19 protein-coding genes are annotated in these 23,180 nt (G+C 57.7%); 10 read left to right on the top strand and 9 right to left on the bottom strand.

Annotated features, from left to right (window positions below; all coding sequences use genetic code 11):
* Nucleotides 1-224: 224 nt before the first annotated feature.
* From L1A08_RS03090 to L1A08_RS03080, 3 genes are all read left to right on the top strand, one after another.
* Complete coding sequence (locus tag L1A08_RS03090) at nt 225-1,094, top strand: hypothetical protein (RefSeq protein ID WP_238754093.1); 870 nt, start codon at nt 225-227, stop codon at nt 1,092-1,094.
* A gap of 503 nt (nt 1,095-1,597) precedes the next feature.
* Nucleotides 1,598-2,455 carry a sigma-70 family RNA polymerase sigma factor gene (locus L1A08_RS03085; protein WP_238754090.1) on the top strand — a complete coding sequence of 286 codons (858 nt, stop codon included), beginning with the start codon at nt 1,598-1,600 and terminating at the stop codon, nt 2,453-2,455.
* A gap of 194 nt (nt 2,456-2,649) precedes the next feature.
* Nucleotides 2,650-3,513 carry a metal ABC transporter permease gene (locus L1A08_RS03080; protein WP_238754088.1) on the top strand — a complete coding sequence of 288 codons (864 nt, stop codon included), beginning with the start codon at nt 2,650-2,652 and terminating at the stop codon, nt 3,511-3,513.
* Here L1A08_RS03080 and L1A08_RS03075 read toward each other — a convergent pair.
* From L1A08_RS03075 to L1A08_RS03065, 3 genes are all read right to left on the bottom strand, one after another.
* Nucleotides 3,504-4,193 (bottom strand): ABC transporter ATP-binding protein, encoded by a 690-nt coding sequence (locus L1A08_RS03075; RefSeq protein ID WP_238754085.1) that lies wholly within the window; start codon nt 4,191-4,193, stop codon nt 3,504-3,506. The two genes, L1A08_RS03080 and L1A08_RS03075, sit on opposite strands and share 10 nt — an antisense overlap.
* Before the next feature lie 97 nt (nt 4,194-4,290).
* Nucleotides 4,291-4,674, bottom strand: coding sequence for a holo-ACP synthase (gene acpS / locus L1A08_RS03070; protein ID WP_238754084.1), 384 nt, complete (start codon nt 4,672-4,674; stop codon nt 4,291-4,293).
* Nucleotides 4,675-4,708: 34 nt separating this feature from the next.
* The gene (locus L1A08_RS03065; RefSeq protein WP_238754082.1) at nt 4,709-5,245 is read right to left on the bottom strand and encodes a heme-binding domain-containing protein; all 537 of its coding nucleotides are present in this window, start codon (nt 5,243-5,245) and stop codon (nt 4,709-4,711) included.
* Between the two features lie 660 nt (nt 5,246-5,905).
* Here L1A08_RS03065 and L1A08_RS03060 point away from each other — a divergent pair.
* The 4 genes from L1A08_RS03060 to L1A08_RS22830 all read left to right on the top strand — a co-directional run bounded on the left by L1A08_RS03060 (nt 5,906) and on the right by L1A08_RS22830 (nt 12,518).
* A complete protein-coding gene (locus L1A08_RS03060) occupies nt 5,906-9,067 on the top strand; it encodes a hypothetical protein (RefSeq protein ID WP_238754079.1) in 3,162 nt (1,053 codons plus the stop codon).
* A gap of 29 nt (nt 9,068-9,096) precedes the next feature.
* Entirely contained in the window at nt 9,097-9,522 is a 426-nt protein-coding gene (locus tag L1A08_RS03055; protein WP_238754077.1) for a diacylglycerol kinase, read from the top strand.
* 335 nt (nt 9,523-9,857) lie between these two features.
* Complete coding sequence (locus tag L1A08_RS03050; protein WP_238754075.1) at nt 9,858-11,435, top strand: Hsp70 family protein; 1,578 nt, start codon at nt 9,858-9,860, stop codon at nt 11,433-11,435.
* Between the two features lie 66 nt (nt 11,436-11,501).
* Nucleotides 11,502-12,518 (top strand): GspE/PulE/PilB domain-containing protein, encoded by a 1,017-nt coding sequence (locus tag L1A08_RS22830; RefSeq protein WP_238754073.1) that lies wholly within the window; start codon nt 11,502-11,504, stop codon nt 12,516-12,518.
* 297 nt (nt 12,519-12,815) lie between these two features.
* Here L1A08_RS22830 and L1A08_RS03040 read toward each other — a convergent pair whose 3' ends face one another.
* Entirely contained in the window at nt 12,816-14,693 is a 1,878-nt protein-coding gene (locus L1A08_RS03040) for a sulfatase-like hydrolase/transferase (protein ID WP_238754071.1), read from the bottom strand.
* A 177-nt stretch (nt 14,694-14,870) separates the two neighbouring features.
* Here L1A08_RS03040 and L1A08_RS03035 point away from each other — a divergent pair, with 177 nt between their 5' ends.
* Nucleotides 14,871-16,931, top strand: a complete 2,061-nt coding sequence (locus L1A08_RS03035; RefSeq protein WP_238754069.1) for a glycogen debranching protein — start codon at nt 14,871-14,873, stop codon at nt 16,929-16,931.
* A gap of 80 nt (nt 16,932-17,011) precedes the next feature.
* Here L1A08_RS03035 and L1A08_RS03030 read toward each other — a convergent pair whose 3' ends face one another.
* Entirely contained in the window at nt 17,012-18,190 is a 1,179-nt protein-coding gene (locus tag L1A08_RS03030) for an LptF/LptG family permease (RefSeq protein ID WP_238754067.1), read from the bottom strand.
* A 327-nt stretch (nt 18,191-18,517) separates the two neighbouring features.
* Between L1A08_RS03030 and L1A08_RS03025 the strand changes: the two genes are divergently transcribed.
* The gene (locus tag L1A08_RS03025) at nt 18,518-18,868 is read left to right on the top strand and encodes an Hpt domain-containing protein (protein WP_238754065.1); all 351 of its coding nucleotides are present in this window, start codon (nt 18,518-18,520) and stop codon (nt 18,866-18,868) included.
* Nucleotides 18,869-19,023: 155 nt separating this feature from the next.
* Nucleotides 19,024-19,533, top strand: coding sequence for a hypothetical protein (locus tag L1A08_RS03020; protein WP_238754062.1), 510 nt, complete (start codon nt 19,024-19,026; stop codon nt 19,531-19,533).
* An 86-nt stretch (nt 19,534-19,619) separates the two neighbouring features.
* Here the strand turns inward: L1A08_RS03020 and L1A08_RS03015 are convergent, their stop codons facing one another.
* The 4 genes from L1A08_RS03015 to ssb all read right to left on the bottom strand — a co-directional run bounded on the left by L1A08_RS03015 (nt 19,620) and on the right by ssb (nt 23,144).
* Nucleotides 19,620-20,423: an SDR family NAD(P)-dependent oxidoreductase gene (locus tag L1A08_RS03015; RefSeq protein WP_238754060.1), complete on the bottom strand. Its 804-nt coding sequence runs from the start codon at nt 20,421-20,423 to the stop codon at nt 19,620-19,622.
* Nucleotides 20,410-21,801, bottom strand: coding sequence for a replicative DNA helicase (dnaB, locus tag L1A08_RS03010; RefSeq protein WP_238754058.1), 1,392 nt, complete (start codon nt 21,799-21,801; stop codon nt 20,410-20,412). Before dnaB ends, L1A08_RS03015 begins: the two co-directional genes overlap by 14 nt.
* Before the next feature lie 194 nt (nt 21,802-21,995).
* Nucleotides 21,996-22,502: a 50S ribosomal protein L9 gene (gene rplI / locus L1A08_RS03005; RefSeq protein WP_238754056.1), complete on the bottom strand. Its 507-nt coding sequence runs from the start codon at nt 22,500-22,502 to the stop codon at nt 21,996-21,998.
* Between the two features lie 141 nt (nt 22,503-22,643).
* Nucleotides 22,644-23,144, bottom strand: coding sequence for a single-stranded DNA-binding protein (ssb, locus tag L1A08_RS03000; protein ID WP_238754054.1), 501 nt, complete (start codon nt 23,142-23,144; stop codon nt 22,644-22,646).
* Between the last annotated feature and the right edge of the window lie 36 nt (nt 23,145-23,180).

The raw sequence follows: 23,180 nt of genomic DNA, 5'->3' as shown, positions 1-23,180 counted from the left end.
GACAGAAACGCCACGTATCGATCTGACATTGATTCAGGTCGAGCCGTGGCGTTTTTGTATTTCTTTCGCACGATTCCTTCATTTCAACTTTCGTTGACAGTCGTGGCGAATCCGCCGTACAAGGCCCTCACCTTCCTCACAGAGCATTCGCTCAACCAATTGAATCCCTCCCCCCCCTCAGGAAATCTCGGGGTCCCCCGCATGGCCCCGAAATGACCTTTTTTATGCCTGTTCCACCACCCAGCTCCCGCAAGGCCAGCGAACACATTCACCGGCGAGATTTTCTCCGGGGTATGGTTCCGTTTGCGTTGTCGTTGTGTGGTTGTCAGACCTCGGTGACCAACACCGCCCCCGACGGGCAGTCCTTTCTGCCACCGTTACGGCCCGGCATGGACACCGTGCAGCTCGATATTGTTTATGTCGAACGCGACGCTGAAGATCCGCTGCTCTCTCAACTGGTTTGGGATGATGTCGACCAGGTCGGCACCGTCGATCTCAAGACCCGTTCGAAACTTCGCGAGTACGGATTCCGCGTTGGACTCGTCGGCATGACGCCTCCCCGGACACTGCAGAGATTGCTCGGTCTGAAGAACGATCTGACCGATGCAGCCGGTACGTCCCGACATACTGATCTGATCGGACGTCGTACCTTTCTGCCTTCGGGCGGAACCACGGCGATTCAAACCAGTTTGCCCGCTCCCCAAGTGAAGGTGCGACTGCCCGACGAAGAAGAAGAGAAAGTCCTTGAGAACGCGCACGGCGTGCTGCAGGCGGAAGTGGAACGACTTCAGGATGGCTGGGTGCGTCTGCATCTGATGCCTGAGCTGCACCACGGTCTGGCACAGCTGCGGCCTGTCGCCGGTCGAACCGAGTTCCAGTACGAAGGCGGCCAGCACATCGAACAGCTTCGCAATCTCGAGTTCACTGTCACGATGAATGTCGGGGAGATGCTCGTGATTTCGGCGGACAGCTCAGCCGCTGGCAAGCTTGGGGAAACCTTCTTCGTCAATCGCAATGCTCAACGCCCCCGACGCTATATGGTGGCGATCCGACTGACGGACATGAAGAAGATCCACCCGCTCTACGAAGAGTAGGTCCGCTGCACTGCCAGAGAGGCAGGCACTCCGCGAACACTTTCTGCTGGTTCGTGTCCCGGTTGGGCATCGACGGAGATGCAGAGAGCTCCCTTGTGGCAGGTGGGCAACGTCTCCGTTTCATGGAGCAAACGTTCTGATACCGACAGCCGACATAATCGGCCAATCCGCTATCGACGGTGGATTGAGTGCAATGCGGGAACGCGTGCAATCGACGGCTTCGGCATGGCTGTTGCGAGTAGTCCGCGACGGAACATTATGAAAGGCTGGCACGATTGCTGTGACTGCCGGGGCGTCTTCGAACATGGGGGATTTCGACACGTCCGCTGTGCAGTCGTCGTTGGGGCGGCGACGATACAAGCTCTACCAGTACGCTTTGCAGGACGCAAGTTCGATGATGGCCGCTCGTGTGGGACAACGACGTCAATACGGTTATCACATAATCTCGACGCCGCCGACCGAAACCGCGATGATCGGTTTCAGAGTAAAATGAAAGCCTTGTCATGACTCGCACTCCTTTGCGTCCCCGGACCCGCCGCCGACGGTTATCGTCGTCGGTTCAGAACCCTCTCGAAACTTACCTGCGTGAGATCAACGAGACGGCTCTGTTGACAGCCGACGAGGAAAAGGATCTGGCCCGCCGCATCGCCATGGGCGATGTCGAAGCCCGCGATCGCATGGTCCGCGCCAACCTGCGACTGGTCGTGAACATCGCTCGCGGCTATTCGAGCAAAGGCCTGCCGCTGCAGGACTTGATCGAAGAGGGGAACCTCGGACTGCTGCGAGCCGTCGAAGGGTTCGACCCCGACATGAATACGCGGTTCAGTACCTACGCCAGCTACTGGATCAAGCAATCGATCAAACGGGCTCTGGTCAACTGCGCCAAGACGATTCGGATTCCCGCCTATATGGTGGAACTGCTTTCGAAATGGCGAAAGGCGACCGCCCGTCTGCAGGACGAACTGAATCGCACGCCGACCGCTGAAGAAGTGGCCCGCGAACTCGACATTCCGAAGAAGAAACTTGGCATCGTCAAGAAAGCGATTCAACTCTACAACACAACACCGCAGTCTGACGACGACGAAAACGGCTGGTCGCTCGGCGAGATGGTTGCCGATACTCGCGAAGACGGACCGGAAGCCGATCTGCTCAATGCCGATAATCTGAAGCACGTCTACCGCATGCTCGATGAAATGGAGGATCGCCAGGCGACAATTCTCCGGATGCGGTTCGGCCTGGAAGACGAGGAGCCAAAAACGCTGAAGCAGATCGGCGAGTCACTTGGACTGACCCGGGAACGCGTCCGTCAGATCGAACAGGAAGCACTCAACCGCCTGAACCGCGGACTACTCGGCGACTGAAACCAGACGACCTGAGCCTGAACTCTCTCTATCCCTTGGGGTCAACTTGGGATCGCACCGTCGATGCGTGGGACGCATCGACGGTGTTTTTGTTTAACCGGTTGGTGTTAGCGACTCTCGCAAGCGACTCCGATGGCGTCTAAGATGAACGGGCAATCCTGCTTCTTCCGCCAGTTCGTCGAAAGTTGTTTCCTTTGTTCGGCCTTCCCTACAACACCTCCGTGGTCCTCATGGGCACCGCTCTCGTGGGAGCGACTTGCGGAGTAGTCGGCACGTTTGCCGTTCTGCGAAGGCGGGCTCTGACCGGAGATGCCCTGGCTCATGCGGCATTGCCGGGCGTGTGCATAGGATACTGGCTGGCCGGCGGGCAGCATTTACTGCTGCAGTTTGCCGGGGCTTTTCTCACGGGATTGCTGGCGGTCTTTCTGATTCGACTGTTGCCAAGAATCAGCCGGACCCAAACCGAGACCGCAGTCGCCGGCGTATTGAGCGTCTTCTTTGGAGCCGGGGTCGTGCTCCGAAGAATGATTCAGAACAGCGGACAGTTCACGGGGGGGGGCGGTTTCGATGCCTTTCTGTTTGGTTCGCCAGGCAGTCTGCTGATTCGCGATGTCTACCTGATCGGGGCGGTCTGCATCTGCACTGTTCTCGTCGTGGCGTTAACGTTCCGACTCAGTGTTGGCGTCGCCTTCGATTCCGGTTTTCTGTCTGTGCAGGGATTGCCGACCGTGTGGATCGACTGGATGCATCTGTTGCTGCTGACGACGACGATTGTCGTCGGGTTGCCGGCCATCGGAGTGGTGATGATTGTGGCTCTGCTGATAACGCCCGCCGTAACCGCCCGCCTCTGGTCCGATCATTTGCGAGTGATCATTGTGATCGCGGCTTTCATCGGAGCGGGTTCGGCTGCAGCAGGAGCCGTGTTCTCCTCGCTCGACACCCGGGTTCCCGCCGGGGCGACAACCGTTCTTGTGGCGACGGCCTGTTACGTCATCAGCCTGGCGATCCGACAGTCGATCCGGTTTCAGGATGCGAGCGAACACTCCACTCAGGCATGAGCGGTTGCTGCACTGTTGAGTGACGACATGTCGATTGTGCGATCGAATCGGTCGAGGCAGGAATGATCGTGCGTGACCAGAAGCAGGGCATGATCGCCTTCTTTTGCCACGCGAAGCAGCAGATCAAGCACGATCGCAGCGGTTGCGGGATCGAGATTTCCCGTCGGTTCGTCGGCCAGGATCAGTGCCGGATCATGAAACAACGCTCGTGCGATCGCGGCTCGCTGACGTTCACCATGCGAGACCTGATGCGGATACCGCTTGAGCAGGTGTCCGATCTCGAACTGCTCCGCCAGTTTCTGAACCCGATCGCAATTCGCCGCTTTGTCCGCGACTTCTCCAAGTCTCAGCGTGACCGAAATGTTGTCCTGAAGCGTGAGGTACTCGATGAGCCTGAAGTCCTGGAAGATGATGCCCAGTCGTTGCAGGCGAAACCGGTTCCGCTGTTCGGTCGAAAGCTGACTCAACTCTTCATCCTGAATTCGAATCGATCCCGATGTCGGCGATTCGAGCCCCGCGATCAGCGACAACAAGGTTGTCTTGCCTGATCCGCTCTTGCCCGTGATGGCGAGCGACTCTCCGCTTCCGAGATGAAACGAGTCGACTTGCAACTGAAACTGTCGGTTGGCGGTTTCGTACCGAAGCTGCTTCAGATCGACGATGGAGGCGGTGTCAGGCATAGAGGACTCGTCGGCGGAATGCGTAAATTGACCGGGGAATCAGCGTCCGTTCGCTCCTTCATGTCCCAGCTGTGGCGCCTTTCAGTCACGATGGGCGCTATTCAGAGCACGCGATCGCAGTCGCGGTTGCGTATTCTTTGCCGTGGGAAATCGAGAGGAGGATTTTCGCGATGCCGCAGTCCGCGGCGAACCGTTCGGTGTCACCTGACAGACGCACATCCGGGCGGCCTGAGGGTTGCGAGATCACTTCGATCTCGGTCCAGTGAATCCCCTTCACGAAGCCCGTGCCGAAGGATTTCATGACCGCTTCTTTGGCGGCCCACCGGCCGGCGTAATGCTGCGTCGCATTCTTCTTGGTCGAACAGTATTCGATCTCGGACTTGCTGAATGTCCGGTCGAGAAAATGATCAGCGTGCCGGTCAATCATGCTCGCAATGCGACTGATTTCGACAATGTCGGTCCCGAGTCCGAGAATCTGCATGGGGGTCTTTTCAGCTCGCGCCGCGTCGGGACGTCTATTCGGAATCGTCTTCCGACTCCGTTTCATTCTCGGCCAGCGACTCGTCGATCTGGCACCACTTTCGCAGCACGGCCAGGTCTTCTTCCGTCAGTTTGGCTTCCGGATGCATCGGGATATAGAACCAGAGCGGCATCTCCCCGTTCTCGATCGAGCCCCAGCATTCGTCCAGGAAAAATTCGGGCGTTTCTTCGGCTTCGTAGTAGTCGCCCCATTCCGAGAAATTCAGATAGTCGCGGCCTTCGCGAACATCCTTGGCCATCAGCCACGAGCCCGGGGCGATGTAGCTGTACCAGGGCCACTTGGTTTCGTTCGAATGACAGTCGTAGCAGGCGCGGCGAAGAATGTGCTTCACATCGTCCGGAGCATTGATATCGGCGACAACCTCGGGGTTGTGGCGGTCTACCGGCGCGAGCTGCAGAGCCAGAAACACGATAATCGCCACCACGATGATGCGGCGGAAAATGCTTCCCTTTTTGGGGCGAACAAGGTCTGGAGTTTGTGCTTCATCAGGATTGGGGGACGTCTGATTCACGGGAACCTCCTGTTGAAGGTAGCGGTGGGAATGTCGGTGGTGGGACCATCATATTGATGGTTGGTTAAATGATACACTACTCATCGTTCCAGGTAAAATGCTATCAGATTCCGGCAAAATGGGCCCTGGGGCACGGAAATGGAGTTGTGGACGCCATTTGTTGAACGGTCCTGAATCCGGGGATTCCCGTCGGGAGCCCGCCGGAGAACGGTCGGTCGAGGCCTCTCATTTGACGTTCTGAGAGCCTGCAATCTTTGCATCCTCGAACGCTCTCTCGACGACTTTTTCAGGTGCCTTGAAGAGTGCCTTGGAAGAGCCGCCGTCCGCATGAGGTGGGTCTGTCGTAACTCGCCTGCGCGTAGTTAGTTATGGCCAGCGGGGTGCTCGTTCCTGAAATCCGGGTTTTCCCCGACACCTGGGGAGCGTGTGCTTTAGCGTATCTGAAGAAATAAGTTCAACTTACAACATTTCCGGGAGCTGTGATCCCCGTTGACCCCCTTTTCCGCTTTCCAGTACACTCCGGCACCATGATTTTCCGTGTTCAGCCAGGACGGCGACCCTCCCATCTCGTGCGGTTCCGATTTGCGACTGAATTCTCCATTCACCGCTGCCCCGATCGCCTGCTAAATGTTCCCGAATAAGCGCTCCCTGAGCAGACGCTTGCAGTCTGTCGGCATCCTGCCGATGGTCCTGCTGCTTGCGCTCGCCTGGGGAACACCGCTTCGAGCTCAGGGTGGCGCCAATGATTCGCTGGGGACCGCTTCGCCAGGCGTGGCCACGATCGAAAATCCGGTTCTGACTTCGAGCAATCAGCCAACGGCGAGCGATCCCATCGTGATCAGCTGCGACATGCTGCACGAGCACACCCCAGCCGCAGTCGACATCACCGATCGACTCTACCGGACCAGCGAGTCGACCTCGGTTCCTGCTCCGCAGGGCAACGAACGCGTGTTCGTCCTGCGGGGAAACCCATGTCGCATCCGCCAGGGGAATTCGGAAGTTCGAGCCAGCCAGATGGTCGTGTGGCGTTCGACCGTGCAGGTTCACAACCGCACGATGGAACGGCTGGTCGTTTACGGCGAGCAGGACGTCGTTCTCGTCGAAGGGCCGGAGCAGCAGTCGCGACCGACGATCTGCCTCGAACTCTACTCCACCACGGTGGAGGAGATGGCCCGATTCACCAGTCAGCAGGTTTCTGCCGGCAGCGATCCCTTGCTCGACCGTGCCACGGCGGCTCGGGAACGGCACTCGGCTACGGCAATGAACCAGCCGCAGTTGCTTCCGCCCACCAATGCGGTTCCGCTCAACCAGGGCGAGATCGACTTCGACAGTCTGGCACCACAGCAGGAAGCCAGGCCGACTCGGCATGTAATCATCTCACCTCGCAGTTTCGGCATCGGCTTCGACGTGAAGAGCTTTCTTTCCAACGAGTCCTCTCCGCCGGAACAGATCACCGTCATCTCCCAGGGCGTGAACATCGTGATCGATGGGATCGGAGCAGTGCAGGGGATCGATGTTGGCACGCTCGACATCTCCGCCGACCAGGTGGTGATCTGGACGCAGGCGAGCAGCGAAGGAGCATTCAGCGCGGAGATGTTCCAGGACGCGAACGCTCCACTGCAGCTGTATCTCGAAGGCAACATCGAGATCCGTCAGGGAAATCATGTTCTACGGGCGACGAAAGCTTTTTACGACATTCGTGAAGACCGGGCGGTCTTGCTGGACAGTGAACTGCGGGTCCACATGCCCGAGCTGCAGGGCGACATCAAACTGCGAGCTGAGGAGATTCGCCAGATCTCGCACGACAGTTTCCATGCGCAGAATGCCTGGCTGACGGGCAGCGAATTCGGTGTGCCGACTTACCGGATGGAAGCCGGCGACATCTTCATCGAAAACCGTTACGACCGTGGCTGGGTCGGACGCGGCGATGCCGAGATTGATCCGGAAACCGGTCTGCAGATCGCTCGTCCGAAACCTTGGGTGACCAGTCTCAATAACCGCTTTCGCGTCGGTGAAACACCGCTCTTCGTGGCTCCCTACATCAGCGGACCAGCCGAAGACCCTCACATTCCGCTCGAGAGTATGACGCTGGCCCAGGACAGCATTTACGGCGGGCAGGTCGAAACGGTCTGGAATCTGTCCAAGTTGCTCGGCATCTGCCCGGACGGCGAACTCGACTGGAACCTGCAGACGCACGTTTACACCGAACGTGGTGCCTGGCTGGGAACCGACGCTGTTTACGCCGGAACCGAACCGCTGGGATCATCGGGCAGCTATTTCGGGGAAGCCGAAGGGGTCTGGATTAACGACTTCGGCAATGACAACCTCGGACTCGACCGCCGCGATCTCGATGTGCCTCACAACACGCGTGGCCGCGCCCTCTGGCGGCATCGGCATCATTGGACCGATTCCCTGTCGATGACCAGCGAGCTCGGCTTCCTTAGCGATCGCAACTTCCTCGAACAGTACTACGAAGAAGAATGGGATTCTGGAAAAGATAACGAGACTCTACTGGGGTTGAACTACCAGGAAGACAACGTCGCCGCCTCGCTGATGACGCGGTTTCAACTTAATGAATTCGAATACGAAACCCAGTGGTTGCCGAAAGGCGATCTCACGATTCTGGGTGAGCCGCTGCTCTGGGATCGACTGGTTTACAGCTCTCGCAGTTCCGCTGGCTATGGGCAGATCCGTCCGGCGGAAGCTCCCGATGATCCCAACGATCTGTTCGTTCCGCTGCCGTATTATCCCGAAGCCGACGGCGTCGTGCTTTCCTCGCGGCATGAACTCTCAATGCCGTTCAATCTCGGACCAATCAAGATCGATCCTTACGTGCTCGGCGAAGCCGCCTACTGGCAGGACGATGGCTATACGAACAACAGTCTGAACCGTTTCTACGGCTCAGCCGGGGTGCGCGCCAACATTATGCTCTGGAAAGCTTACCCGCATATCTTCAGCCCGCTGCTCGGGTTGAATGGTCTGGCTCACAAGCAGAATCTGGGTGTTGACTACTACTTTGCCGATTCGACCCAGGATCTGGGCGACGTCCCACAGTACAACGAGTTTGATGAGAACTCGCAGGAGCGTTTCCGCACGCGGCTCATCTTCAATACGTTCGGCTTGAACAACTACGGGTTACTTTCCGACAAGTATGATCCGCGTTACTACGCGGTTCGTTCCGGCTCGGCTCGCAATGTCAGCTCGCCTTACTTCGAACTCGTCGATGATCAACAGGTGGCCCGCTTCACCTGGAGTCATCGTCTGCAGACGAAAGTCGGTCCGCCGGAACGGCAGCGGGTGAAAGACTGGATGACGCTCGATCTGGGACTTTCTTACTTTCCGGATGCCGACGCCGATAACTTCGGTGAGGATTTCGGACTGCTGACCGCCAACTACAGCTGGGATGTTGGATCGCGAACGAAGTTCCTGGCCAACGGTCAGTTCGATTTCTTCGAAGATGCTCCCCAGACCTGGGATATCGGTTTTCTCACGCAGCGGAGCGAACGTGGCAGCATGTATGTCGGGTATCGCAACATTCAGGCCGGTCCGCTGGAAAGTCAGCTGATCACCGGAAGTGTCAGCTATGCGATGAGCGAGAAGTGGATCGCCACGTTTGGCACCGCCTACGACATCGCCGAGCATCAGGATCGTGGGCAGTCGCTGACGATCACCGGGATCCGATCCGATTTCCTCATCCATCTGGGGATGTCGGTCGACAGCAGTAAGGGCAATTTTGGTGTCGGCTTCATGATTGAACCGCGACTCGGTCCGCTGGATTCCTCCTCGGATCGACTCAGCTCGCTGCTCGGTACGCAGTATTGATGGACCTTCAGGCCGTATGAGGTCATGGCATGAGTATGTCTCAAGTTGATGAGTTGTTGACCGAACAGACCGGTAAGCCGGAGACGCGGCAGCGGTCGGCGTGGCGGCAACGGTTTGTCGCCGCCGAACGCGGTTTTACCACCTGCTTTCGTTCCAGCAGCACACTCTTCTTCTACTTCTTCGCCGTCTGTACGCTCATCAGTGTGGCAGTCGTTGTGGAGCTGAGAGTAGTTGAGTGGGCTCTGACGATCTTCTGCGTTCTGACCGCTCTGGCCGCGGAAATGACGTATGATTCCGTGCAGAGGTTTGTGCATCTGGAGAAGAAACGGCTTGGTTTGCAGACCGTAGAATTGCTCAACGTCATCTGTGCAGCCTGCATGATGTTGATCTGCGGTTCGGCCATCACCGTGCTGTTCGTGCTTGCCGCTCGAATCATCGAACTCGACTGGTTCTAAGCTCATCGGTGCGTCGCGGAGGGGCCGCGACCGCATTATTCGGGCTCTGCAAAAAGGCTGCCGAAGTTGCGTTGAGTCTTGAAACGTCCAGTTCTGCCGACCACAATAAGCACTCGTCAGTTCTCCAACGGGCAGAGTTAGAGGCGCTCCGATTCCTGTGGAGTGTGCATTTCTGCCATTCCCATCGTTGAAACGACATCAGTTTTCTCAGTATCTTGGGTAGATAGATCAGCCAGGGTTGATGGGTCCGTTCCCGACGCTGTCCGGTGTGGACCGTTCATGAGCTCCGGGATGCTGAGAGTTACGCAGAGATTTAACAGACATCAGGATTTAATATGCAATTTCTCGAGGGAAATACGGTCGGTATCGACCTGGGAACCACCTACTCTTCGCTTTCTCAGCTCGATGAACACGGTAATCCCGTCGCCATTCCGAATGCCGACGATCGCACGATCACGCCGTCGATCGTAATTCTCAGTGAGGAAGGCCAGGTGGTGGTCGGGCCGACCTTCGAACGAATGTCGGTTGAAGATCCGCAGCGGATCATCGAAGCCGTCAAACGTCAGATGGGCAACAAGGACTTCTTCGTTGTCTATCAGGGCAAAAAGCTGACGCCGGAATTCATCTCCGCGTTGATCCTGAAGAAACTCAAACAGGACGCCGAGGCCCGCATCGGGCCGGTTGCCAACGCCGTGATCACTGTGCCTTACTACTTCAACGACGTTCGTCGTAAGGCGACACAGGACGCCGGTCGAATCGCCGGTCTGAACGTGGTCGATATTATCAACGAGCCAACGGCGGCCACGCTGGCCTATGCCTGGATGAAGGGCGAACTCGGCATCAAGAAGCCAGATTCCAAGCCCAAGACGATCATGGTCTACGACCTCGGGGGTGGTACGTTCGACGTGACCGTCGTGCAGTACACGCCGACGAACTTCAAAGTGCTCGCAACCGACGGGGACGTGATGCTCGGGGGTCTCGACTGGACGCGGCGTATCGTCGACCATGTCTCCGAGCAGTACCTGCAGAAGCACGGCAGCGATCCTCGCGAAGATCCCGAGACTCTGCTGCAGTTCACGCAGGAGTGTGAAGACGCCAAGCGGCAGTTGAGCCAGAACTCTCAGGTTCCCGTGAGTCTGTACTACCAGGGCAAAACGCTGACGGTGGCTCTGACCCGGTCCGACTTCGAGCGGATGACCGGCGACCTGATGCAGCGAACCCGCGACACGACCGAGCTGGTGATGCAGCAGGCCGGCGTCAAACCGGGGCAGCTCGATGACATCGTCCTGGTCGGTGGTTCGACTTACATGCCGGCTGTCGAACTCATGCTTAAAGAAGTGGGGGGACGCGAGCCGTCCCGCGATGTTTCTCCAGAAGAAGCCGTGTCCCAGGGCGCTGCAATCCACGCCGCCATTCTCGAAGCCCGGGTGACCGGCGGAGAATCGCGAATGGCCAAGGCGGCGATCGATCGACTGCAGTCCGTTGAAACGGCCGATGTTAACTCGCACTCACTCGGGATCAAGATCACCGATCCCAATGAGCGTTCGCGAAAGATCAATCACATCATGATCCCCAAGAACACGCAGATTCCATTCAGCGTGTCTCAACGGTTCGTGACCAATGCTCCGAATCAGCGATCGATCCATGTGCACATCCTCGAAGGGGAAGCCAAGGATCCTTCCGCCTGTACGCTGATCGGCGATTTCCGGATCGTCGACCTGCCACCGAATCTGCCGCAAAACTCTCCTGTCGAAGTGACCTACAGCTACGACTCGAGCGGCCGTATCAACGCGACTGCTCGCGAGCTGACGGGGAACAACGAGGCGGCCACGCAAATCGTCCGGGATTCCGGACTCGACTCCGGTGGAGTCGATGCGATGCAGGTCCTCGCCTCCGAATACTCGGTCGAATAAATTCGCTGTCTCTTCACGAACTGGACGGTTTCGGCCGTCCAGTTTGCTTTCAGGGAGTGATCTGTCGTGGCAATCGATGTCTACAAGCAGTGGCTTGGCATTCCGGAAGAATTTCGCCCGCCCAACCACTACCAGCTGCTTCGGCTGGTCGATTTTGAAGATGATCCCGAGAAAATTCGGGGGCACTACAAGAAGCTGAACGCGCTGGTTCGGCAGTACGCCACCGGGGACTACATGATCGAGTCGCAGGACTTGCTCAACGAGTTGGCCAAGGCGATGCTCTGCCTGACTGACACGCATCGTAAACGCGAATATGATGAGAGTCTGGGCCGCGAATTCGCGGAGCCGGAAACGAGCGGTGGTCAGCCGCTGCTGCGGTATCTGGCTGTGAATGGCGAGATCAGCAAAGGTCAGATCTCCGAGATCAAGGAATTTGCCGATCGTCGTGGGCTCACGCACCGCGATGCCGTCGTGCAGATGAAGCTCGCCACTCCGGACAAAGCCGCCGAGGCTCTGGCCCAGGAACTCGGACGCCCCTTTGTCGATCTGGAATCGACGTTGCCGGACGACAATGTACTCGACCAGGTCCCTCGAAAACTGGTCAAACGGTATTCCATCCTGCCGCTGTTCGTCGACGACGATGTCGTGCTGATCGCAGCCACGGATGAACCTGACCATGAGCTGGAAGACGAATTCCGTCTGCGTTTCGGTAAGCCGATGCGAGCGGTGATCGCGACGCCGCTGCAGATTAATCAGGCCATCGCCAAGTACTACGCCCCGGGAGCCCGGGACGAAGCCGTCGCGATCCAGAACGTGTCCGGCGGCGGTAAGAAGTCGAAATCCAGGTCGACCAAGACCGGCACGGCGAAGCCGGTCGAAGACATGTCTGATGCCGAGAAGCGTGAGAAGAAAATGCTCGGCTACATCATCCTCTGCTGGGCAACCATCGGCGCAGCTGTCGTTGACCAGTTTGTGATCAAGGAATACCTGCTTCCCCGCTGGAGCTTCTTCGTCGGCCTGGTCCTGATCGTTCCGCCCGTTACGTTCTTCCTGATCAAGGACAGCCACCTCAAGTTGAAGTGATGCTGGCTCAGTCCGTTGGGCGACGCGAAACTGTAGCTCAGTAGCGAGGACAATTGCTGGGATACACCTGGCGGCTTTCCCAGCCTACAAATCGTTTTGCGGTCTACTCTGGTAGAGTTATGCTTTGAGGGTGCCATGCTTGCATCGCGAAGCAGGGCAAGCATGCCGATCGATATGGCCTTATCGGTAATCGTGGAAGGCTCTTCCTTCGGCTTTCAAACGAGGCTATCCCGCGCTTCAGCAAGCCAAATCAACCCCGGTTACGGATGCAACGGGGGCGATCCCATTCAAAGAAGTTTACGGCAGCGGTTCACCATCCAGGTCGGCCAGCGTTTTCTGCAGAAGTCGCGGCACGTACGAATCGGTACGCGGCGGCATCTTCTTGACCTTGGCGGGGAGGTCCGCAATCTGATCACGGACCGATGACGCTTTGTCATCGAGGTTGTCGAGGGCGTTCAAGGCAGCAATCGCCGTGTAGACATCGCTCTCTTCCAGATTGGCGGCTTTAACGAGCACATCCAGCGACTTCTGCAGGTCCTCTTTCCTGCCGTACTGTCCGAGTGCTTCGGCTGCCGCGACGCGGACACTCGACGACTCATCATCGAGACGTCGAAGCAGCTGATCCCGCGAGCGAGACACGCCATCTTCCTTGTTGATCAAGGCCCACTGGCAGGCCCAGTACCGAACCGTGTTCTCGGGATGCGAGAACGCCATCTGGATGGTTTCTTTGGTCGCCGATTCAACCGGGGCCTGCGAAGCAGCAGCGGCCGCGAACAGAACTTCGCCGTAATTGTCCAGCAGCTGTCCGTTTCGCTGGGCGTCGTATGGCGATCCCTCGGGCACGCGGGCATGCAGTTCCGCTTCCGGAATGATGCCCAGGTCCTGCGTGGAATTCATGTGGCTGAAGAGCGCGTTTCGCATCTTTTTCAGCGTGTCTCTGTATTCCGGATCACCGGCGAGATTGTTCACTTCGTCCGGATCGTTTTCGACGTCGTACAGTTCTTCCACCGGTTTGGTTTGCCAGAAGTGATCCTGTTCCGGTGTCAGCTTGCCGTCGAGATGCATCTGATACCAGACTCGCGTGGTCGGGGTCTGGAACATGTAATGCACGAACTGGCCATACGGACGATGCGGCTGGAACTGACGGAGGTAGACGAAACGCTCATTCCGCACGCTGCGAACCAGGTCGATGCGTTCATCCATGCGTCCGCGGAACCCATAGATGTAGTCGGGGTCTTCGGTGGCGAATTTCCCGGCGAAGGCTGAACCCTGCAGCATCTTCGGAGGCTCGATCCCGCAGATGCTCAGCACCGTCGGAGCCAGATCCACGAAACTCACGAGTCGTTCCGAGACACCATTAGCCGAATATTCTTCGGGAGCGAGATGCTCGTACTTCTTCGGGAAGTAGACGATCATTGGCACATGCAGCCCGCTGTCGTAGGGCCAGCGCTTGTGCCGCGGCATGCCCGAGCCGTGATCCCCGTAATAGAAGATGATGGTGTCTTCGAGCAGGTTGCCGTCTTTCAGTTCCTTGATGTTGTTTCCGACCTTCTCATCCATCTCGGTCAGCTTGTCGTAATACTGAGCCCAGTCCTGTCGCACTTCGGGTGTATCGGGGTGATACTTCGGAACCGTGACGCCGGCCGGATCGTGAATGGCCGAATGCGGTCGTTTCCGCAGCTGGCTTTCGTGACTGATCGTATGATTGAAGACGGCGAAGAACGGCTGGTCACCTTCCCGCTTCTTCCAGTGCGCATTGCGGCTGCTCTCGTCCCAGACTTCGCCCGGCTTCTCGAGGTTATAGTCCTCTTTGCTGTTATTCGTGCAGTAGTAGCCGGCTTCGCGCAGATACTGAGGGAACATCTTCAACGCCTGAGGCATGTTCAGATGCGACCGCATATGCTGCGCTCCCATGCTGGGAGGGTACATGCCGGAGATAATGGTCGTCCGGGCCGGGGCACAAACCGGGGCATTCGACCAGCAGGTGGAATACCGCATTCCCATCTTTGCAAACGCGTCGATGTTCGGTGTCGTGGCATAATCGTCGCCATAGCAGCCGAGCTCGATGCCGTTGTCTTCACTGGTGATCCACACGATATTCGGACGATCAGCAGCCAGCGAGGATGCGAACGGAACCAGGGTGAGCACTGTAAGAGTGAAGGCGAGAAGTCGCATATTCCGATATCCGTGGAACAGGGTGCAGGACGGGGCGAAACCGGGAATGAACGGCTCCTTGTTTTCATATGGCCGGTCATTGATCCATCATTGCGAACTGGTGAACTGGCCGCAAGTCATCTATGGTGCATGACTGACAGGACAACGTTCGCAGCCAAAACAGTGAAGTGGAACACGATGATTAACTGGCATCAGACGGAGGGCTGGCACGATCCACCCGGAGTCAGCTGGATTGAAAAGCAGGAAGCCTGGAATTTCGTGCTGTATGCCGAAAAGGCATCCCGGGTCCTTCTGATGCTGTTCTCCCAGGACGACTACTACACCCCGGAGCTGGTGTACGAGTTCGATCACTTCGCCAATAAGTCCGGACCGGTCTGGCATTGCCGCATTCCGAAGTCGCGAGCGCCGAAAGCCTTCTACTACGGATACCGGGTCGACGGCCCTCAGAAGAACGAGGCGGGGTTCCATCGTTTCGACTTCGACAAGCTCCTGCTCGATCCGTACGCCCGCGCGGTCCACTTCCCGCCCGACTTCGACCGGGAGCTGGCCAAGAAGCCCGGCTGCAACATCGGCCGAGCGCCACTCGGGGTGATCGACACCGACGATGCGTTCGACTGGGGTGATGATCACTATATTCGCCACGATTCCGATCTCGTGATTTACGAGATGCATGTTCGCGGTTTCACACAGAATCCGAACTCCGGGGTCCCTGAAGTCCGACGCGGCACCTACGCGGGTATTGTCGACAAGATTCCACATCTTCGTGATCTCGGCGTGACGGCTGTCGAGCTGATGCCGGTCTTCCAGTACGACCCGGCCGAAGGGAATTACTGGGGTTACATGCCGTTGAACTTCTTCGCGCCGCATCACGAATACGCGATGAACCACGAAAGCCGCGATGTCCGGGATGAATTCCGAACGATGGTGCGTGAACTGCACAAAGCGGGCATCGAAGTCATTCTCGACGTGGTCTACAACCACACCTGTGAAGGCGACGATCGCGGCCCGAACTACAGCTTCAAGGGAATCGGCAATGCGATGTATTACATGCCGACCCCCGGCGCGAACGGAAAGGCGGACTTCGCGAACTTCTCCGGTTGCGGCAACACGCTCGACGCGAACAGGCTGGCGGTGAAAAAGCTGATCGTCGACAGCCTGAAGTACTGGCGGGACGAGATGCATGTCGACGGGTTCCGTTTCGATCTCGCATCGATCTTCGCCCGCCGCAGCGATGGTTCAATCTCGATGGATCGACCGCCAATCTTTTCGCAGATCGTCACAGCCGAAGACTTCCTCAACGTGCGGTTGATCGCCGAACCATGGGACGCGGCCGGAACCTATCAGCTCGGCTATTCGTTCCCCGGCTGGCTGTGGATGCAGTGGAATGGGCGCTATCGCGATGCGTTGCAGCGATTCGTCGCCGGCGAACGCGGCATGGTTCCCGAACTCATGACCCGGATCTACGGGAGTGCCGATCTGTTCCCCGATGACATTCAGCACTCCTGTCGGCCCTGGCAGTCGGTGAATTACATCTCATCTCACGATGGTTCCACGTTGAATGACCTGGTCACCTATCACGGAAAATACAACTGGGACAACGGCGAGGAGAATCGGGATGGCTCGCATGAGTTCAAGTGGAATTGCGGTCACGAAGGAGAAGAGAAAACTCCCGTCGAAGTCATGCACACGCGGAGGCGGCAGGTCAAGAATTTTCTGACATTGCTGATGATCTCTAATGGCTCCCCGATGATTCGCATGGGCGATGAGTTCATGCAGACCCAGCATGGGAACAACAACGCCTACAACCAGGACAACGAAACGAGCTGGGTCGACTGGTCCCGCAAAGAACAGTTCGGTGATATCTTCCGGTTCACGAAACTCATCATTGAGTTCCGGAAGTCTTTCAATTCCATCTGCCGGTCCCGCTTCTGGCGGAACGAAGTCAGCTGGTACGGACCAGAAGGGCATTGCGATCTGAGTGCGAATTCTCAGGTGCTGGCGTTCAGTCTGATTGGAACGCAGCACGATTGTCGGGACCTGTACGTGATGATCAACGGCTCGCCGAATCCGGTCGACTTCAAGATCATGGAAGGCTCCGCCATCACCTGGAAGCGGATTATCGATACCGCTCTCGAGTCCCCTCACGACATCGCTGAACCGGCAGGCTGGCAGGTTCTGGACAAGCCGACCTACGAAGTTCGCGATCGATCGATCGTTGTGCTCTGTCGGGATACGTAGTCAACTGGAGTCGATTCGGCCGGCGGGGGATCTAGAGTCCAACCGGCCGGGTCGCGTGGCAGCAGGTTCTCGGCTCCGCTCTAGTTCTGCATCACCCTGCGGAGCAGATACAGACCGACGACACCTGTGACCGCGTTGGCGACCCACATGACCCAGGCGGCATCGAGAGTGCCATTCTTCGCCTGGTTCATTGAGAGCATGACCATCGGGTAGTAAATGAACACGATTGGCATGAACACGATGAAGAACGTGGTGAGAAACTGTTTCTTGGCCTGAATGATTGAGAACGGACTCCCCACCAGGACGAAGAAAAAGCAGCTGCCCGCCATCGCGAATCGCCCGTGATATTCGGCCGCCAGCTTATGCCGCCGTTGCGTATCGACCATTTCGCCCTGAATCAGGTCTGTGAAGTCCTGCATCGTGAACTCTTCGAAACGTCCGGTCGTCAGACTCATGGCGGCTGAAATTGCCCGCTCGGACGTCCGATACTCTTCGACGTCCTTCAATCTGGCCAGCTCGGTGGTGATGTCTTGAGCGGCCATGTGACGCGCCTTGCGTTGCTTGTCGATCATCGGCAACGGGAACGGATATTCTTCTTCACGAATCCACGCGCCCCGTCCGTCAGACATGTGGATATATCCGCCGACGACGCGAATCTTGGCGAGCCGCTCCTGCAGGTTGAAATGAATGTTGGCTGAGTCGGCCTGGATGGTAAACGTGCGTCCGTTCTTGGTCGTGTAGCGAATTGTCGGCTTGACGAGCGTCTTGTCATCGATGTCCATCACGGTGATGACCAGCCCGCCATTGGCGTCGATGAACTGGTGATCGCTGCGAAGCTGATCGAGAAAGATCTTTTCCATCTTCAGGAGCACGGTTTCCTGAATCTTGTCGATCGACCAGGGAATGACCTGGTCGGTCAGGACGAGTGATCCGACGCTCAGGCAGGCTCCCATTAGCAGGGAAGGCCAGAGCAGCGAGAGGAGATTAATGCCTGCGGCTCGGGCGGCAATCAGTTCCTGGTCTCCCGACATGCGTCCATACACGACCGTTACCGTGAGCAGCATGGTGGCCGGAATGGTGATCGGCAGAAGGCTGTAGATCACATAGGGAAGGATCTGCAGCACTTCCATTGGCCCCAGGCCGTTTTCGGTCGCCTGTTGGAACACGCCAACGAAGACCAGCAAAATCGAAATGGCCAGCAGGACCATGACGAAGACGCGTAGCAGCTCGAGCGTGATGTATCGCTGTAACAGACGCATTGAGGCAGGACTGGAGAGAATGTGGCAATCAGAATGGAAGCGGACTAATAGGAGAATCGTCCGTTCAAGGTCAAGATCGGATGCTGTCGGTTGTGCCGTCTGAGACACAGGGGTTGTTCGCCATCTGGGGCCCGAAGTGCAGAATCAGTATTTGTTTTCAGGGGATTTCCGCATGTCATCGTCCGACGCACCAATTTCGGCCTATGTTTGAGATGCGTGCAGGGCTGAGCGGTCCTGTCAAGAACCATGGCCGAGCCTGGGACTCGTCCCGAGCCGGTTCGTCAGCCTGGCTGGCGGTGCATTATCTGAGTTGAGGGGAACTCACAAATGCTGACTGATTCTCAAGTAACGTCGAAGATCGCCGATTCCGCCAGCTTGCAGTCTACGCCTGTACGGTCACTGTACGCCGCAGACGAAGACTTTCAGGAACTGCTCGAATACTTCGTTGGCGCACTTCCGGAACGACGGATGCAACTGCTGGCAAACCTTGAAGAAGGAGATGTTGCCATGCTCAAAGGCATCGCTCATCAACTCAAAGGAGCCGGAGGGGGCTATGGCTATCCCGGTCTCACCGACGTCGCCCATCGCCTCGAAACGATCTGCAAGGCGGGACACACACGGGAAGTCCCGGCAGCCGTGCAAAGTTTGATCGACTATATGGAACGGATCTGCCTGTAACGGCAGGAGTTCCGGACACGCAAATATCCCGCCCCGGTGACTCAGGTTCGGGTTGCAAGCAGTCGGTCCGCACGTCACGATATGTGCACGGTGCATGATCTTTGTATGCAGTCTGCTTTGCAACTTCTGAGTTAAGGTGTCTGGTGATGCGCGTGATGTCTCAATCAATGGTTCAGCGGCTCGTCTGTTCCCTGGCACTGGTCGGAATCGGATATTTCCTGGGAACTTCGGACATTTTGCAGCCGTCGCACACCGCGGCTCAGCCTCCGTCCACCAATGAAGACGAGCAAAATCAGGCGATCCCGCTGGCGAACGAAACCGTCCAGCAGATCCAGATGGCCTCAGAAGCTCTCACCCAGGCCATGGAAACGCTGCGACTCGAAGGACGCTACAATCCGGCAGCTGTCCCAATGAATCCGTTCCTGATTCTCACCGGCGGCGGCGACGCCATCGAAGATCTGGAGCAGGGGAATGGCGTCGATCCAATCACCTTTGCCCAGCTGTACGCCGGAATGGCCATGCGGGAAGTGGGTGACGAAATTTCCCGCGACGAGCAGAATCGGCTGCTCTACAAAGGTCGGCTGATCCGCATGTACTCCATCGAGCGGATGCAGAAACGGTATGAGATGCACCAGAGAATTCTCGAAAAACGTATCCTGCCGTAAGCGTCATTCCTTAGCTGTACGAGCATCGACGCACAACCCGGTCGTTCCGGCGGCCGGGTAATTCAGGCTGCGTTCCGCGGGCCGGGTCAGCGTTCGGCCCCGCCATTAACGTAGAACACCTGCCCGGTCAGATAGTTCGCCTCAACGGACACCAGAAACCGCACGCAGTGGGCGATATCTTCAGGAGTCCCCCAGCGTTTGAGCGGCGTTTCTCGAAGAACCCGCTCCTGCCACGTATTGCCGGCGCCTTCCCCCCACGCGGTGCGAATCCATCCCGGGGCGACGCAGTTCACGCGAACATCCGGAGCAAGCGAAAGAGCCAGGGAGCGGGAAAAGCCCATAATGGCGTTCTTGGCCGTGGCGAACAGTTCACCGCTATCGCCTTCCATGCCCCGTTCGGCCTGATCCCAGCCAATGTTGATGATCGTGCCTCGCTTCGATTCCATGAACCGCTTGCCGGCCGATTTTGAAAGCAGAACCGTGCCCCGCACGTCGATTTCGAAAAGACGCTGCAGTTTGGTCTCGTAGGGCCAGTCACGAGCTTCGCCAGTCAGCAGATCGACGCCGGCATTGTTGATCCAGATGTCGAGCTGAGGAAAAGCCGTGAAGGCATCCTCGACGAGTGTCCCGGCGGCGGCTTCATTGCTGAGATCGGCCTGCAACAGAACCGCTCTTCGTCCGCAATCGCGGATTTGCCTGGCCGTTTCCTCGGCTCCATCGCGGTTGCTGTTGTAATGGACAATCACGTCGGCTCCGCCGGCGGCGAGTTCCAGCGCGATGGCTCGACCGATGCCCGATGACGAGCCGGTTACCATCGCGGCCCGGCTGTCGAGACTGGCGAATCGTTCTTCCGGCATGGCTTTGTCCGATGGGGAATCAGAAGCCGTCATCGACCCATCCCCCTTCGGGCTGAGACAATGGACTGTAATCGGCGAATCGCAATTGCTGTTTCACCCAGGTCAGGTGGGCGTCACCAATCGGACCACTTCGGTTCTTGGCGACAATCACGAACGCCTCGCCCGGGCGGTCCTCCGGATCGTAGGCTTCCGGACGATGCAGGAACATTACGACGTCGGCATCCTGTTCAATGGCCCCCGATTCTCGCAGGTCGGCCAGTCGCGGTCGTTTGTCTTCCCGCTGTTCCACGCCTCGGTTCAACTGGGCCAGAGCGATCACCGGAATATCGAGGTCCTTGGCCAGGAACTTCAGTCGCCGGGTGATCGACGAAATCTGCTGTTCACGAGGCTGATTCTTGTCCTCGGCTTCGATGAGCTGCAGGTAGTCGATGATCACGATGCCGATATCGTGCTGGCGCTTCATACGACGTGAAACCGCCGCGATTTGGGACATGGTTCGTCCGGGGGCGTCGTCGATGTAAATCGGGAACTGGCTCAGTTCGGTCGATGCTTCCAGCAGGGCATGGTGATCCATCTCGTCGAGATTACCCTGACGAACCTTGTGACCATCGACGCGGGCGTGGATACAGAGCAGACGTTCGGCAAGCTCCGCTTTCGACTGTTCGAGACTGAAGAGCAGGACCCCACTCTTGGCGATGCCGGAAACGGCCAGGGTCGAGTTACAGACAAACGCCGTTTTTCCCATGGAAGGGCGGGCGGCAAGAATAATGAGTTCCGAAGGCTGATAGCCGCTTGTCAGTTCATTGAGTCCGAGGAAGCCGGAGTGAAGTCCACTAACGGTTCCTTCCTGGTCACGGCGGCTGTTGATGCGGTCCCAGGTTTCCATGAGGATCGATCGCATGTCGATCCGACTGAGCGATTCCTGCTGCTCGGCGATCTGGAAGATCTTCTGCTCGGAGCGGGAGAGAATATCGTTGATATCGTCCGGCGAGTGGTGAGCTTCCTTCAGGATCTCATTGCAGGTGTAAATGAGCTGCCTCTGGAGCCACTTTTCCCGAACAATTTTCGCGTAGTACTCGGCATGGGCGGCGTGGGGCACCGTCTCCATGATTTCGAGCAACTTGGCGACACCGCCGGCCGAATCGAGAGAACCGCGTTTGCTCAGCTCGTTGGCGAGCGTGACCGCATCGATGCCGCGGTCACCCCGCTCGTACATCTCGGTGATCGTACCGAAGATCCGGCGGTTCTGATCGTCGTAGAACTGGTCGACATGCAGGATGCCGAGCACCTGATCGACGGTATCATTCACCAGCATCAGGCAGCCGAGAACACTGTTCTCAGCATCCACATTGCTGGGAGGACGCATGCTGGTCAGGCTCTGCATCGCATTCTGTTTTGTGTCGGTCGACATGGACGCTCCTGCAAGTCGAGGCGACTTCGGCACTCAGCAACCCCGGTGTTGGCCGAGGTCCGAAAACGGATTCGGTATTCGCTGAGGGCGTAAAAAAGGGATGTCGATCCCTGAGAGAGTCGACACCCCGGATTCTCTGCGACTGGTCCGGGCATCGTCAGTTCAGGCGACGTGCCGCGGCAAACAGTCGATGCTTACTTTCGGCTGCTGACGGGCACCACCCAGACTTTGACGTCTGAGCTGACTTCGGGGTGCAGCTGCAGCTTAACGGTGTACATGCCCAGTTCCTTGAGCGGACCGTCGAGGCGAATGTGTTCCGGCTCAACCGGATAACCAGCGGCGATCAGGGCCTTGCTGATGTCGGCACCCAGAATGGAGCCGTACAGGTGGCCTTCTTCGTTGGCATTCGCTTCCAGGGTCACCGAGTACTTGGAGACCGATTCGGCCAGCTTGCGGGCACCGCCCTTACGCTGCTTCTCGACTTCCTGGAGGCGAGCACGGTGCTCTTCAACAGCCTTCTTGTTTTCATCGGTGGCGATCGTGGCCAGTCCGTGAGGCAGCAGGTAGTTGCGAGCGTAACCCGGCTTCACGCGAACGATTTCGCCCTGCTCACCCAGAGAGGGAACGTTTTCTGCCAGCAGCAATTCGACCGCACCTCGGGTGCGTGGCGAATAAACTGGTCTACGTTTGACTTGACGCATAATCACACCTTGAACGTCTGGATTGTAAAAGTATCGATAGATCTGCCTGGTCGCGTCTTCCTGAGTTCTTCCCTGAAATCGGCAAACACGCAGCGAAAATTGTTGTCTCTTCGGTTCCCGTCGTCGTTTTTCGGCCGTTCTTTAGAACGGAACGTCGTCTTCGGGGCCACTGTCGTAAAAGGAGTCGACTGGAGAAGGGGGCATGTCATCGTCGCGAGACGAGTGAGCCGAGCTTCCGCCCCCTTGAGATCGCTGAGATCCCGCGGGACGTCCGCCGCCACCTGCACCACCACCGCCGCCTTCACCACGTCCGCCCAGCAGCTGCATTGTCTCACCGACAACGCGAAGTTTGCTGCGCTTCTCACCCGACTGTTTGTCTTCCCACTGATCGAGCTGGAGTCGTCCTTCGATCAGCACGGGGCGTCCCTTGGACAGATATTCGCCGGCCACTTCCGCCTGGCGTCCCCAAAGTGTGACGTCGACGAAGGTGGTCTCTTCCCGCTTCTGGTTCGACTGTTTGTCAAACCATTGACGGTTGACGGCCAATCCAATCTCACTGACGGCCGTTCCACCGGTGGTGTAACGCACCTGTGGATCGCGTGTGAGGTTTCCGACAAGGATGACCCGGTTAAAGCTGGCCATGGTTGAGCTCCTGGTTCTCCGTACGTTGCCCGTGAG

This window comes from Rubinisphaera margarita (assembly GCF_022267515.1).
Taxonomy (GTDB): Bacteria; Planctomycetota; Planctomycetia; order Planctomycetales; family Planctomycetaceae; genus Rubinisphaera; species Rubinisphaera margarita.
The sequence above is the reverse complement of the archived record's forward strand: the minus strand, read 5'-3'. Positions and strand labels throughout refer to the sequence as shown.

What these genes read in the sequence shown, in the direction of transcription:
- L1A08_RS03090 (WP_238754093.1), top strand. Translation starts at nt 225, where the DNA reads ATGCCTGTTCCACCACCCAGCTCCCGCAAGGCCAGCGAACACATTCAC.
- L1A08_RS03085 (WP_238754090.1), top strand. Translation starts at nt 1,598, where the DNA reads ATGACTCGCACTCCTTTGCGTCCCCGGACCCGCCGCCGACGGTTATCG.
- L1A08_RS03075 (WP_238754085.1), bottom strand. Translation starts at nt 4,193, where the DNA reads ATGCCTGACACCGCCTCCATCGTCGATCTGAAGCAGCTTCGGTACGAA.
- acpS (WP_238754084.1), bottom strand. Translation starts at nt 4,674, where the DNA reads ATGCAGATTCTCGGACTCGGGACCGACATTGTCGAAATCAGTCGCATT.
- L1A08_RS03055 (WP_238754077.1), top strand. Translation starts at nt 9,097, where the DNA reads ATGAGTATGTCTCAAGTTGATGAGTTGTTGACCGAACAGACCGGTAAG.
- L1A08_RS03050 (WP_238754075.1), top strand. Translation starts at nt 9,858, where the DNA reads ATGCAATTTCTCGAGGGAAATACGGTCGGTATCGACCTGGGAACCACC.
- L1A08_RS03040 (WP_238754071.1), bottom strand. Translation starts at nt 14,693, where the DNA reads ATGCGACTTCTCGCCTTCACTCTTACAGTGCTCACCCTGGTTCCGTTC.
- L1A08_RS03035 (WP_238754069.1), top strand. Translation starts at nt 14,871, where the DNA reads ATGATTAACTGGCATCAGACGGAGGGCTGGCACGATCCACCCGGAGTC.
- L1A08_RS03030 (WP_238754067.1), bottom strand. Translation starts at nt 18,190, where the DNA reads ATGCGTCTGTTACAGCGATACATCACGCTCGAGCTGCTACGCGTCTTC.
- L1A08_RS03025 (WP_238754065.1), top strand. Translation starts at nt 18,518, where the DNA reads ATGCTGACTGATTCTCAAGTAACGTCGAAGATCGCCGATTCCGCCAGC.
- L1A08_RS03020 (WP_238754062.1), top strand. Translation starts at nt 19,024, where the DNA reads ATGTCTCAATCAATGGTTCAGCGGCTCGTCTGTTCCCTGGCACTGGTC.
- L1A08_RS03015 (WP_238754060.1), bottom strand. Translation starts at nt 20,423, where the DNA reads ATGACGGCTTCTGATTCCCCATCGGACAAAGCCATGCCGGAAGAACGA.
- dnaB (WP_238754058.1), bottom strand. Translation starts at nt 21,801, where the DNA reads ATGTCGACCGACACAAAACAGAATGCGATGCAGAGCCTGACCAGCATG.
- rplI (WP_238754056.1), bottom strand. Translation starts at nt 22,502, where the DNA reads ATGCGTCAAGTCAAACGTAGACCAGTTTATTCGCCACGCACCCGAGGT.
- ssb (WP_238754054.1), bottom strand. Translation starts at nt 23,144, where the DNA reads ATGGCCAGCTTTAACCGGGTCATCCTTGTCGGAAACCTCACACGCGAT.